The following is a 12,249-nucleotide window of genomic DNA, read 5'->3' as shown; positions in this document are numbered from 1 at the left end:
CATTTTTGTATGTTTGCTTTTTTTGTTTGTAAATCGGCAGCTACTTTTTGTATTTGTGTTTCTGCATCTTTAAAAGAAAACCTTTCTGTTTTCGCATCTAATACAATTGAGTTATGACGGCCAAAGCCTGCACTTTTTCGGTTACCGTATAGGGCTTTGTAACGTTCAGGTGTCTTGTGTTTCGCTTAAAAGGTCAATGGCACTGATTAAATTGTCTGGTTTGAGTCGAGGTGGCATTTGTGCAAATTGACCAATACCTTCTACTAGTTGTCCCTCAGCATGTTCATAGGCTTCTCTTTCTGTACTGCGATCAATTGTGAGGGTTTCAAAATCAAACAGTTGAGTATCGGCTAGCTGCGAAGGCGCTATGTTTTGCATGGCACTAAAAACTTGTTGTACGCGGCCAGGGGTGTCTATTTCCCACTGAGTCAGCATGGCCTTTATGTTTTGGCGTTGCAGGTTTTCTTGGCTGCCGCATAAGTTACAAGGAATAATTGGGTAGCGTTTGATGTTTGAAAATTCACTTATTTCGCTTTCTTTGCAGTACGCCAAAGGGCGAATCACAATGTTGCGTTTATCATCGCTTAGTAACTTGGGTGGCATAGCTGCAAAGCGGGCACCATAGAATAAGTTTAAAAATAACGTTTCAACGATATCATCGCGGTGATGGCCCAGCGCGACTTTGTTACAGTTGATGTCTTCAGCGAAGGCGTAAAGTGTTCCACGGCGTAGGCGAGAGCACAGGCCGCAGGTTGTTCGGCCCTCAGGTACTTTTTCTTTGACTACCGAATAGGTGTCGCGGTTGACGATGTAATATTCAATATCCAGTGTGTCTAGGTAGCTGGGTAAAATGTGCTCAGGAAAACCAGGTTGTTTTTGGTCTAGGTTAACAGCCACTAACTCAAAGTTAACAGGGGCACTTTTTTGTAGGCTGATGAGCATATCCAGCATGGTGTAGCTGTCTTTTCCGCCTGATAGGCAAACCATAATACGGTCGCCTTCTTCAATCATATTAAAGTCGGCAATGGCTCTGCCCACGTCTCGACGAATACGTTTTTGAAGTTTATTAAATTCTGTTTTTTGCTTTTTGTCTGCATCAGGTGTCTTAGACACACTGGCATCAATGAACTGAACCATTCTACAACCTAGCTAAACCTGCTTAAGGCGCGGATTCTAGCGCAAATAGTACCTGTTTGCCTATGAAATAGGGTTATAAGAGGGGTGTGTTTTTACGTCAAGCAGATGGAATCGCTTGTTTTTAGGCATTCAAATGCTTCATGCGTGGGCCGTTTTGTTCGTCCACTGGCCATACAGCTGAGGTCTCTAGTTTTTAACCCGTCAGCTTTCTCTAAAAGTCAGATTTATAGTTCTTACAGTGGTCATTTAATTTTAAGCCAAAACCCCAAATTGGACTATTGTGTGTTTCTTGTGTGTCGATATTATGCAATTGAATCATAAGTGTTAATTATGCAAACATACTTGGAGAGATCACAATGAAATTTAAAATCATCAGTATTGCACTCATGCTGGCTTTCGGTGTTCAAGCTAATGCTGGTACGGTAAGAATTCATAATAACGATTCTAAAACCCATGTTGTTAAAATAAAGTGCAATGGCAGTAGTAAAAATGTGCAGGTAAATGGTTCAGCAACATCGTCTTATACGTTTCATTCGACAGCCAGTAGCTGCGACATTGTGGGTGGCACTGTGAGTTTTCCTGTGTCAAAACTAGAAGATGGGCAGTCTTGGAAATTTAAAAACGATAAAGCGTCACAGAACTAATTAACTATTTTTTGTATTTGTTTGAGTAAAAAGATAGGCGATAGATAACAGCGACACGAGTGTTTTTATGAACCGTGGCGCTTTTATCTTATGCGGCCAAGTTTGATTGTTTTTTAAGTAGCTTAAAGCGCTCAATGTAAGCGTTAATCGTAGCGTGTGGGCGACTATGAAAATGGCGATGCCAAAATTTTGCCATCGCTTCTAGATCATCGGCATGAGGTAATGCTTTGCCTTTGCGTTCATATAAAAGCCACGCGATGGCCGTGGCGTAGCGTAAATTGGTTGTGAGCTCTGAGTGAGGGTTTAACAAAAACTCATGCTGACTCGCCAACCCCCGTACTTTACTGGCTAGGTCTGGATTTTTTGCTAGGTAATGATCCCACAGTAATTGGTGGCTTCTTGGTGTGATGTGATAAACACCTAAGCCACGGCCTTGTTGCGCTTTGAGTTCATAACCTAAAGAAGATTCAACGGCAGCGGTTCCCATTAATAATGTTTCAGCGGCTAAAGAATATTGGTTTAGATACTCTAACGTGGGTTTAATAACCAAGTGCCTAAGTTCATCAGGGCACAATCCCATGGTTCTTGTCCTTGCATTCAGTGTGTAAACGCTTCATGTGTGAAGTTAGTTAAACACTAGATGCTAATATGAAAAAAGCAAAAAATACTTGCAATTTATTTTTTGCTTTAATCTCAATACGTTACTGGACTAGGGATGTTGTTGATCGCAGTTAGTTTGCGGTTCAGGGTTGCCAGATAAGGCATTTAATTCGGGGGTGTTGAGCAGTGTTATTTCTTTGCCTTCCGTTTTAATTAACTCACTTTTCTGAAAGCGAGTAAAAATACGACTGACGGTTTCTACGGCTAAGCCCAAGTAGTTGCTTATGTCGACACGGGACATCGATAATCGGAAGGACTTAGCTGAAAAGCCTCGACGTTCAAAACGATTGCTCAAATCTAATAAAAAATACGCCATGCGTTCATCGGCACTTTTCTTTGAAAGCTGAAGCATCATTTGCTGGTCTTGGCGAATCTCACCACTCATGTTACGCATGATTTGTTTACGTAAGCCTGAAATTTCGTCGCAAAGGGTTTCGAGTTGTTCCAGTGGAAGCTCACACACGGTCGTGGTTTCAAGTGCTTTTGCTGATAGCGGGTAAGTATCTTCAGAGTAACCAGATAAACCCACTAATTCGCTGGCTAGATGAAACCCTGTGATTTGTTCTTCGCCGCTTTGTGCAACTGCGTAGGTTTTAATCGCCCCAGTACGAATGGCATAAATGGCTTTGAATGGGTCGCCTTGCTTGAACAGTAGCTCACCTTTTTGGATTGGGCGGCCACGTTTAATGACTTTATCCAATGCATCTAGGTCGGCGCGTTCTAACGCGATAGGAAGACACAGAGAATTCAGGCTACAGGTACTGCAATGGGTTTGACCACTTTTGCTTGAAGCCAAAAAGTGAACAGACTGCGTATCCTTTGACATGATGACTCCTGAAGCTTGCGGTAAAACTAAAAGTTATAAGGTTAATACTATTATTTATAAGGACTATTGTCAGTCTTAATTTACTAACCAAGGGGCTATTATGGTCCAAACGCCAAAGATCACAATGCTGCCGCCAAGTATTAGTTTAACGAACCAATGACGCTTAAATTGGTTTAGCTGTGCGGTGAATACGGCAAAACTAAGTAACGCTGGAATATTTCCCAATCCAAATGCCATCATGAGTGTGGCGCTGTGTAATGGATTAGCCGAAACCAATGCCCAGCTTAATGTGCTGTAAACCAGGCCACAGGGGAGTAAACCCCAAATTAACCCAAGCCCTAATGCATGTTTTACCGAGCGCACGGGTAGTACATGCTTACTTAGCGGCTGAATGTACTTCCAGAGTTTGGAGCCACCTTTTTCAAGCCAGATTAAGCTTTTAGTCGAGCCCAAAACATAAAAACCCATCAGAATTAAAATAATACCGGACAGCGAGCGCAGTATGGCGCCAGCGAGTTCATGGCTTGATGCGAGCCATAGGCCGATAAACCCAGCAATTAAACCAATCACACCGTAAGTTGTAATTCGCCCAAGGTGGTAGCTGAGTTGCAGCATCATAGGTCTTGAGTGTTGCGTATTGAGGGACAGCGCGCCAACGATGCCGCCACACATGCCCATGCAGTGAATGCTGCCAAAAAGCCCTAATAAAAACGCTGTTAGGTAAGAGAGCGGTTCAATCATTGGCTAGAATCTTTAGTCTCTTTATCGGCTTGTGTTGCATCAGGTTGTGATTCTTTTTTATCAGGCGCGGCGTCATCGTCAAATAAAATGCGATGGGCTGGGCTATCTAAATCATCAAATTGCCCGCCTTTGTTTGCCCAAAAGAAAATCGCCACACCTGCTGCAATGAACAGCAGGGTAACCGGAATCGTTATAAAGATAATTTCCATACAACCTCAATTATTTAGGCAATTTGTTTAAGCGCAATGCATTAAAAACCACAACGAGCGAACTGGCCGACATGCCAATGGCGGCTAAATAAGGGGGAAGTAATCCCAAGGCGGCTAGGGGAAGAACGCTACTATTGTACAGCAATGCCCAAGCTAGGTTTTGTTTAATAATACGCGCGGTTTTATGCGCTTGCTTAACAAGCTGTGGTAAGCGTGTCAGTTGATTATTGACGAGAATGACATCGGCATGGGTTTTCGCTAAATCACTGGCACTGCCAATGGCAATAGAGACGGGGGCTTGTGCTAAAACCGGCACGTCATTGATGCCGTCACCTACCATAATGCTGGCGTCATTAGGATCTTGCTTTGCAAGGTAATCCAATTTGCCTTGAGGGCTGACACCGCCATTAAATTGTTCAATGCCTAAGGTGTTTGCCACGTGGCTAACATGGGTGCTTTGATCACCGCTTAATAGTTCGCAGTGAAATGATAATTTTTTTAGCGCTTCGATTGTTGTTTTGGCATTGGGGCGTATTTCATCACTAAGTAAGAACCAGGCTAACACGGTATCGCGATCGGCCAGTGCAACCCAGTGTCGCGGATCAGGTGGCGTCACTGAGATTAGGTGGCTGCTAATAAAAGAGGCCGTACCAATTTTATACTCAATGTTATCAATCACACCGCTGATGCCTTCGCCTGCGTGATTATGGATATGGGTTGCGGGCAGCAATTGTGCGTGCTGGAAAGCATGGGCAATTGGGTGCTGACTAAAATGCTCTAAGCTGGCTGCAATTTGCAGCGGGTTAACCTGTTTTGCATTCACAATTTGGGTTTGTTCGATGGCTAATTGGCCAAGGGTGAGTGTGCCCGTTTTATCAAAAATGATACGGCGGCTCTTACGCAGGGTTTCTAGTACATGGCCACGGGTGATGAGCACGCCATTACGCCTTAATGCCGTTGTGGCGGCCGTAAGGGCGGTTGGTGTGGCAAGTGACAACGCACACGGGCATGTGGCAACCAGTACCGATAAGGTAATCCAAAATGCACGGTCACTATCAATAAAATACCAGGTAGTGAAGACGATAACGGACATAAGCAGTACGCCTGCTACAAAGTACTGAGCCAGAGTGTCGGCCAGTTGAGCACATTTTGGGTTTATCCTGCGAGGCTCGATCAAGCAGAGACATGATGGTCGAAATTTGAGTGTCTTTACCAATGGCGGTCACACGCACATCAATTGGATTTTCGACGTTTAAACTGCCAGCGATAACGGCGTCATTGATATTTTTGTGTAAGGGGATGAACTCACCGGTAATAATGGATTCATCAACACTGCTGTTGCCATTCACTATGATGCCGTCGGTTGCAATGGTGCTGCCCGGTAAAATACGAATACAGTCACCAATGACTACTTGGTTAATGGGGAGTAATGCTTCGTCGCCATTTTCAAGAATTTTAACGCAGGCTCTTGGCATTAAATTGTGCAACTCATTGCCAGCCTCGCCATTACGCAAGCGGGCGCGGGTTTCTAAAAAGCGACCGACCAATAAGAAAAACGTGAACATACACACGCTGTCAAAGTAGACCTCTTCACCATGGGTGAACGTCGAGTACACACTGGCAATGTAAGCGCCGCCGATGGCAATCGATACTGGTACATCCATGGTGAGATGACGGGTTTTAATGTCGCGAATAAAGGCGCTAAAAAAAGGTCGAGCGCTATAAAGAATGACGGGCGTTGTAATGAATAACCCAGCAAACCGAAAATATGTTTCAAACTTTATGAAAACGCCAGCCCAGTCATCGGCATACAATGGAACAGCGAACATCATGGCTTGCATGGTGCCAAGGGCGGCTAGTACTAATCGTTGTATTGCTTGTTTTTGTTCTGCTTGTAGCTGCTGCTGTGCGGCGTCTGGGGTGTAAGGTTGTGCCTTGAAACCCAGAGTATAAATGCGAGAAATAATATCACTAAGGGGTGTGATGTCTTGCTGCCAAGTAATGTACAGCTTGTGCTGGCTTAAGTTGAGCTGGACGGCTTGCACACCAGCAAAACGTTGCAGTTGTTTCTCAATCAACCACCCACAGGCCGCGCACGTAATGCCTTCAATAATGAGTACAGTTTCAAAATGGCTGTCTGTTTGGGTGGCGATGTCGGCTAACACATCTGTGTTATCAAATAGTGTCAGCTCTTGGCGAATCGATTGGGGTAGGGTGTCTATGGTGAAGTCAGGCGTTGTGTTTGTATCACTGCGATATTGATAAAAGGACTCGCTGCCGCTTTCTACAATGGCATTAGTAACCGCTTGGCAGCCCACGCAACACATATCGCGGGCTTCACCAAATACACGAGCGGTTAAGTGAAGATTTTCGGCAACCGCTTGCCCGCAGTGATAACAATTACTCATAACTAGATGGCGATCGGCACGCCGTTTTTGACCCAAACATCTTTACGGACACGCCATTGCTGTTCAGTAGATTCAACCAGTAAATAATAACGACCATTTTCGGTTGGTTCGATAAACCCAACATAGCGCTTATCTTTCGTTAGCTGTAAGTGTGACTCACGGTCTTTTTCAGGAATAGTAGGGTGACCTAATGTAACTTTTAGAGTGCTTGGAGGATTTTGACGTGAGTTGATGAGATTCAAACTCAGTTCATTGCCGTCAGCTTGAATTTCAATACGGATATCCAATGATTTTGCTTTCTTATCCCACTGTAACTCTTGGTTGTAGGCTAAGCCGTCTTTGTAGTAATCATCACGTACTAGGGTGTCTTTATTTAAAATCGATATGGTGAGTAAACTCAAACCAACAATGATTGAGGTTAGCGGGAACCCGATAAGCATCCAAACATAGGGTTCTTTGTACCAAGGGCGTTGTAATTCAGTCATGGTGATTACTGCTATATCAAATAAGAGCGCCAGTGTAATCATTGCACTGGCGCTGAACAAGTTTTAAGGCGGGTTGGTAGCGGGTTTTTCTTACAAACTCCCTGCTTGTTATCCGCCTGCCGGACCGATAAAACGGCTTTCTTCTACTGCGCTTAAGCCATCATCACGTGTCACTGTAAAGAGCACGTCCGTTCGAGATTTTTTTAATTCCCACGGAACCACAATGAGATTCAATGGCATTGAGCCCACATCGCCCGGCATAAGATGAATTTTGGTTTTACCGCTTAGTTCACTGCCATCAAGGCCTTTTGCACTGATTGTAAATACGTGCTCTTCTGATGACATGTTCATAACTTTGGCAAAATAACTGTTTTGTAGGCGACCATCACTGGTATTGGTGTACAAGGCGCCTCGATCTCGAATCACGTCAAGTTCGATGGGTGAACGGTCGAAAATGGAGTACATGAAAATGCCGATCATAATAACCAATGCGCTCGCGTAGCCAACGAGTTTAGGTCGTAAAATATGGACCTTGTTGCCTTTTAAAGCGTGCTCATTGGTATATCGAATCAGGCCTCTTGGATAGTGCATTTTATCCATGATTTCATCGCATGCGTCGATACAAAGCGCACAGCTGATGCATTGGTATTGTAAGCCTTCACGAATATCAATGCCCACCGGGCAAACCTGAACACACATGTTGCAGTCAACGCAGTCACCAATATTTTGCTCAATAGGATCGACGCCTTTCTTTACGGGCACCGCGGCCATCACCCCGTTCACCGCGACGCTCGTCGTAAGAGACAATCAATGTATCTTGGTCAAACATAACGGCTTGGAAGCGAGCGTATGGGCACATGTGTGTACACACCATTTCTCTTAGCCAGCCAGCATTGCCGTAAGTGGCAAGTGTGAAAAACAATAACCAAAAACTTGCCCAATGATCTTCAATAGCAAACGTGATGATGTCAGGCACTAACTCTCGAATAGGGTAAAAGTAGCCGACAAACGCGACCCCTGTGGCAAACGAAATAACAATCCAAATACTGTGCTTAGATAATTTTTTGAAAAACTTAGACGCCGTGAGCGGTGCTTTGTCTAACTTCATGCGTTGATTGCGGTTGCCTTCAATTTTTTCTTCTACCCACATGAAGATAAACGTCCATACGGTTTGAGGGCAGGTATAGCCACACCAAATGCGTCCAGCTAGGGTAGTGATGGTGAATAGGCCAAAGGCACAAATAATCAGCAGCCAAGATAATAATATGAAATCTTGTGGCCAGAATGTCAGGCCCCAAATGTGAAACTCACGGCTTGGTAAATCAAACCACACCGCTTGCGTACCGTTGATGTTAATCCACGGTGTAATGAAATAGGCGAGCATTAAGCCCCAGAGTGAAAATGTTCTTAGTTTGTTGAAAAAGCCATTAATGGCACGGACATAAAGCTTGCCGTTTACTTTGGCCGAAACGCCTTCATATTGTTCACTGGCGTTAAAAGGGGTGACATCTTTGACAGGGATTTCTTCACTCATACTGACCACCTTAATAGCAAGAAGTGTCATGCCAAACGATATTGTCTTTTTTATAGTTTAGAGGCTGTTGTTGAATGACGGTAATGAATCATGTCATTTCTTTGTTATGCGCCTAAGACATACTTCTGTAGATTTAATTTGTAATGAGTCTAATACATTAGCTTGCGCTAATGAATATAAAAAAAGCGGCATATAGCCGCTTTTTCATGGTTTATTGAGTCAGCTCAATTAATCTTTAGTTTGTGATAAAGAATAAACGTAAGCTGAAACAACATGGATCTTATCTTCACCTAAAATCTCTTTCCAAGCTGGCATAACACCGGCACGACCATGTTTAATGGTGAAATCAATTTTAGCTTCGCTGCCGCCGTACAACCAAATGTTATCCGTTAGGTTGGGTGCGCCAACTGCTTGCATGCCTTTACCGTCGCCACCATGACAGGCCGCACAGGCTTGAGCAAACAGTGCCTTACCTTTTGACGCATCACCAGAGCCTTCACGGCCGGATAGTGTCAGTACGTGAGCAACAATGTCAGTACGTTCTTCAGCGGTCATGTTTGGTTTCAGACCGTTTGCAGGCATGGCACCATTACGGCCATTTGTCAGGGTTGCTTTAATAGCAGCAGGAGAGCCGCCATACAACCAATCGTGATCCGTTAGGTTAGGAAAACCTTCTGAACCTGATGCCGTTGGGCCATGACAAACAGAGCAGTTAGAAGCATAAATGCGTTGGCCTGTTGCCAGTGCTTCTTCATTTTGTGCAAGCTCTTCAACGCTCATTGCAGTTAGTTTGTCGTAGTAAGGCTGATATTTCTCTTCAGCTCTGGCTACTTCATCTTCCCACTGACCAATTGAGCTCCACTTAGAGAAGCCAGTCCAGTCACCAATGCCGTAGATTAGAATGTAAACAAAACCAAATACGATGGTTGACCAGAAAAAGTACATCCACCACTTTGGTAGTGGGTTGTCTAATTCGTGGATGCCATCAAACGAGTGGCCCGTGGTTTGGTCTGTTTCTTCATCAAAGTTCTGACCGCGTTTGGTCACAATGATCAGGGCGCCACTAGCAATCATGGAGCCTATAACAATGACACTTACCCATATGTGCCAAAAGGTTGTTAATTCAGTCATCTTTCTCTCTCTCTGCGTCTGCTGTACGTTGCGCGATTTGTTCGTCTTTAAAAATCATATCGGCGTCATCGTCAAAGCGATTCTTGCGAGATGAGCTGTAAGCCCACGCAATGATTCCTAGAAAAGCGATTAAAGCGAATACGGTACCTAAACCGCGAACGTCGTTAATATCCATAACTCTACCGTTTTTGGGTTAGAACTGTGCCAAGCTGCTGTAGATACATAACAAGCGCGTCGATTTCACGTACGCCGTCAGCTGCATCTTTAGCACCCGCAATTTGCTCATCAGTGTAAGGCACACCAACGAAGCGCAGAGCTTTCATTTTTTTAGGCGTATCTCGACCGTCAACTTTATCTTCAAACAACCATGGGAAAGCAGGCATGTTAGAAGAAGGAACAACGTCACGAGGGTTATATAAATGCGCACGGTGCCAGTCATCAGAGTAACGTTGACCAACTCGAGCCAAATCAGGACCCGTACGTTTAGAACCCCATAGGAATGGGTGCTCATAAACGTGCTCACCAGCAAGAGAGTAGTGACCATAGCGCTCTGTTTCAGCACGGAATGGACGAATCATTTGGGTGTGACATACATGGCAGCCTTCACGGATGTAGATGTCACGGCCTTCTAGTTCAACTGCGCTTAATGGCTCAAGGCCTTCAATTGGCTCAGTTGTCTCTTTCAAGAAGAATAGAGGAACAATTTCTGCCAGTGCTCCCCAGCTGATTGCAATGACAATCAGCACAATCATTAATGGCAGGTTCTTTTCGACGATATCATGTTTCATACTAATTTCTCGCCCTTATACTTGTGCTAGCTTAGCTTGTTGTTCGGCATTGGCACTGCGTACCGTTTTATAGGTGTTATAAGCCATAAGAAACATGCCGCTTAGGAATATAGCGCCACCTAAGGCACGAACAAAGTAACCAGGATAAGAGGCTTCTAGAGACTCTACAAAGCTGTAAGTTAGCGTGCCGTCAGCGTTAACTGCGCGCCACATCAGACCCTGCATAATACCGTTAACCCACATCGCAACGATGTACAGAACCGTACCTATAGTCGCTAGCCAGAAGTGAATGTTGATCAACTTGATTGAGTACATTTCACCTTGTTTCTTACCAAGCACAACCGGAAGCATGTTGTAGATAGCACCAATCGATACCATTGCAACCCAACCTAGCGCACCAGAGTGTACGTGGCCGATGGTCCAGTCTGTGTTGTGAGACAGAGCGTTAACTGTTTTGATTGCCATCATTGGGCCTTCGAACGTAGACATACCGTAGAAAGACAACGATACAACCAAGAAACGTAAGATAGGGTCAGTACGCAGCTTATGCCAAGCACCTGAAAGGGTCATCATACCGTTGATCATGCCACCCCAAGATGGAGCAAGAAGGATCAAAGACATAATCATACCAGCCGATTGCGCCCAGTCTGGAAGAGCAGAATAGTGCAAGTGGTGAGCACCGGCCCAAACGTAGATAGAGATCAACGCCCAGAAGTGAACAATAGACAAACGGTAAGAGTAAACCGGACGTTCTGCTTGCTTAGGTACGAAGTAGTACATGATGCCTAGGAAGCCAGCGGTTAAGAAGAAACCTACCGCATTGTGGCCATACCACCACTGAACCATCGCATCGATTGCGCCGGCGTAAATCGAATACGATTTAAAGGCACTAACCGGAACAGCAAGGCTGTTGAAAATATGAAGAACAGCGATCGTGATGATGAACGCACCAAAGAACCAGTTAGCCACATAAATATGAGGCTGTGAGCGCTTGGCGATGGTGCCAAAGAACACAATGGCGTAACACACCCAAACAATGGTAATCAGGATATCGATTGGCCATTCAAGCTCTGCATATTCCTTAGTAGACGTTAAACCTAAAGGTAAGGTGATTGCGGCTGCAACAATAACAGCTTGCCAACCCCAGAAGGTAAACATGGCTAAAGAATCAGAGAAAATACGAGTTTGACAAGTGCGCTGTACAACATAGTAAGAAGTAGCAAAAAGGGCGCAGCCGCCGAATGCGAAAATAACCGCATTAGTATGTAAAGGACGTAAACGGGAGAACGTCAGATACGGAATCTCAAAGTTCAGCTCAGGCCAAACAAGTTGAGAGGCGATCAAGACACCAAGGGACATGCCCACGATACCCCAGACCACAGTCATGATGGCAAAATATTTTACCACCTTATAGTTATAGGTTGGATGCTCTACAGCAGTGCTCATGATTAAGTTCCATTCGCAGCAAGTTAAAAAATCGGCGCAATTATCAGTAAAGGCGGGTGTAAATGCAATGAAAAGCCATTAAAAGCCATGATACACATCAACCTTTTATCGAGTGATAACAAATAGTTAGCTATTTTGTTTAAAAAATGCTCAGTAATCACTCAGGGGTTTGGTGTTTATAAGCTTAGCAGCGAATTTGTTGGATGGTTAAAAATACAACACCTGACATTTTCAGCCACT

Annotated in this window: 12 protein-coding genes and 2 pseudogenes; 1 reads left to right on the top strand and 13 read right to left on the bottom strand. The window is 44.5% G+C overall.

Annotation, left to right across the window (positions count from 1 at the left end):
- Positions 1-297 precede the first annotated feature (297 nt).
- A pseudogene (gene ttcA, locus ACU6U9_RS19425) lies at positions 298-1,137 on the bottom strand (tRNA 2-thiocytidine(32) synthetase TtcA); the annotation flags it as partial.
- Between the two features lie 356 nt (positions 1,138-1,493).
- Between ttcA and ACU6U9_RS19420 the strand changes: the two are divergent.
- Positions 1,494-1,781 carry a hypothetical protein gene (locus ACU6U9_RS19420; RefSeq protein ID WP_446736633.1) on the top strand — a complete coding sequence of 96 codons (288 nt, stop codon included), beginning with the start codon at positions 1,494-1,496 and terminating at the stop codon, positions 1,779-1,781.
- 88 nt (positions 1,782-1,869) lie between these two features.
- On the opposite strand, the gene ACU6U9_RS19415 is transcribed toward ACU6U9_RS19420, so the two are convergent.
- From ACU6U9_RS19415 to ccoN, 12 genes and pseudogenes are all read right to left on the bottom strand, one after another.
- Entirely contained in the window at positions 1,870-2,361 is a 492-nt protein-coding gene (locus ACU6U9_RS19415; RefSeq protein ID WP_446736632.1) for a hypothetical protein, read from the bottom strand.
- A gap of 129 nt (positions 2,362-2,490) precedes the next feature.
- A complete protein-coding gene (fnr, locus tag ACU6U9_RS19410; RefSeq protein WP_446736631.1) occupies positions 2,491-3,267 on the bottom strand; it encodes a fumarate/nitrate reduction transcriptional regulator Fnr in 777 nt (258 codons plus the stop codon).
- A gap of 75 nt (positions 3,268-3,342) precedes the next feature.
- Entirely contained in the window at positions 3,343-4,008 is a 666-nt protein-coding gene (locus ACU6U9_RS19405) for a sulfite exporter TauE/SafE family protein (RefSeq protein WP_446736630.1), read from the bottom strand.
- Entirely contained in the window at positions 4,005-4,217 is a 213-nt protein-coding gene (gene ccoS / locus ACU6U9_RS19400; protein ID WP_446736629.1) for a cbb3-type cytochrome oxidase assembly protein CcoS, read from the bottom strand. Before ccoS ends, ACU6U9_RS19405 begins: the two co-directional genes overlap by 4 nt.
- Positions 4,218-4,227: 10 nt before the next feature.
- The gene (locus tag ACU6U9_RS19395) at positions 4,228-5,316 is read right to left on the bottom strand and encodes a heavy metal translocating P-type ATPase (RefSeq protein ID WP_446737202.1); all 1,089 of its coding nucleotides are present in this window, start codon (positions 5,314-5,316) and stop codon (positions 4,228-4,230) included.
- Positions 5,273-6,625 carry a heavy metal translocating P-type ATPase gene (locus ACU6U9_RS19390; protein WP_446736628.1) on the bottom strand — a complete coding sequence of 451 codons (1,353 nt, stop codon included), beginning with the start codon at positions 6,623-6,625 and terminating at the stop codon, positions 5,273-5,275. The genes ACU6U9_RS19395 and ACU6U9_RS19390 overlap by 44 nt, the downstream gene beginning before the upstream one ends.
- A gap of 2 nt (positions 6,626-6,627) precedes the next feature.
- Positions 6,628-7,110, bottom strand: a complete 483-nt coding sequence (locus tag ACU6U9_RS19385) for a FixH family protein (protein ID WP_446736627.1) — start codon at positions 7,108-7,110, stop codon at positions 6,628-6,630.
- Positions 7,111-7,218: 108 nt separating this feature from the next.
- Positions 7,219-8,644 (bottom strand): annotated as a pseudogene (gene ccoG / locus ACU6U9_RS19380) (cytochrome c oxidase accessory protein CcoG).
- A gap of 228 nt (positions 8,645-8,872) precedes the next feature.
- Positions 8,873-9,775 carry a cytochrome-c oxidase, cbb3-type subunit III gene (gene ccoP / locus ACU6U9_RS19375; RefSeq protein WP_446736626.1) on the bottom strand — a complete coding sequence of 301 codons (903 nt, stop codon included), beginning with the start codon at positions 9,773-9,775 and terminating at the stop codon, positions 8,873-8,875.
- The gene (locus ACU6U9_RS19370; protein WP_283785810.1) at positions 9,768-9,950 is read right to left on the bottom strand and encodes a cbb3-type cytochrome oxidase subunit 3; all 183 of its coding nucleotides are present in this window, start codon (positions 9,948-9,950) and stop codon (positions 9,768-9,770) included. Before ACU6U9_RS19370 ends, ccoP begins: the two co-directional genes overlap by 8 nt.
- Before the next feature lie 4 nt (positions 9,951-9,954).
- Complete coding sequence (gene ccoO / locus ACU6U9_RS19365) at positions 9,955-10,563, bottom strand: cytochrome-c oxidase, cbb3-type subunit II (protein ID WP_446736625.1); 609 nt, start codon at positions 10,561-10,563, stop codon at positions 9,955-9,957.
- A 15-nt stretch (positions 10,564-10,578) separates the two neighbouring features.
- Positions 10,579-12,009 (bottom strand): cytochrome-c oxidase, cbb3-type subunit I, encoded by a 1,431-nt coding sequence (gene ccoN / locus ACU6U9_RS19360; RefSeq protein ID WP_446736624.1) that lies wholly within the window; start codon positions 12,007-12,009, stop codon positions 10,579-10,581.
- Positions 12,010-12,249 lie beyond the last annotated feature (240 nt).

The sequence above is a fragment of the Pseudomonas sp. HK3 genome (assembly GCF_052920985.1).
The sequence above is the reverse complement of the archived record's forward strand: the minus strand, read 5'-3'. Positions and strand labels throughout refer to the sequence as shown.

What these genes read in the sequence shown, in the direction of transcription:
- ACU6U9_RS19420 (WP_446736633.1), top strand. Translation starts at nt 1,494, where the DNA reads ATGAAATTTAAAATCATCAGTATTGCACTCATGCTGGCTTTCGGTGTT.
- ACU6U9_RS19415 (WP_446736632.1), bottom strand. Translation starts at nt 2,361, where the DNA reads ATGGGATTGTGCCCTGATGAACTTAGGCACTTGGTTATTAAACCCACG.
- fnr (WP_446736631.1), bottom strand. Translation starts at nt 3,267, where the DNA reads ATGTCAAAGGATACGCAGTCTGTTCACTTTTTGGCTTCAAGCAAAAGT.
- ACU6U9_RS19405 (WP_446736630.1), bottom strand. Translation starts at nt 4,008, where the DNA reads ATGATTGAACCGCTCTCTTACCTAACAGCGTTTTTATTAGGGCTTTTT.
- ccoS (WP_446736629.1), bottom strand. Translation starts at nt 4,217, where the DNA reads ATGGAAATTATCTTTATAACGATTCCGGTTACCCTGCTGTTCATTGCA.
- ACU6U9_RS19390 (WP_446736628.1), bottom strand. Translation starts at nt 6,625, where the DNA reads ATGAGTAATTGTTATCACTGCGGGCAAGCGGTTGCCGAAAATCTTCAC.
- ACU6U9_RS19385 (WP_446736627.1), bottom strand. Translation starts at nt 7,110, where the DNA reads ATGACTGAATTACAACGCCCTTGGTACAAAGAACCCTATGTTTGGATG.
- ccoP (WP_446736626.1), bottom strand. Translation starts at nt 9,775, where the DNA reads ATGACTGAATTAACAACCTTTTGGCACATATGGGTAAGTGTCATTGTT.
- ACU6U9_RS19370 (WP_283785810.1), bottom strand. Translation starts at nt 9,950, where the DNA reads ATGGATATTAACGACGTTCGCGGTTTAGGTACCGTATTCGCTTTAATC.
- ccoO (WP_446736625.1), bottom strand. Translation starts at nt 10,563, where the DNA reads ATGAAACATGATATCGTCGAAAAGAACCTGCCATTAATGATTGTGCTG.
- ccoN (WP_446736624.1), bottom strand. Translation starts at nt 12,009, where the DNA reads ATGAGCACTGCTGTAGAGCATCCAACCTATAACTATAAGGTGGTAAAA.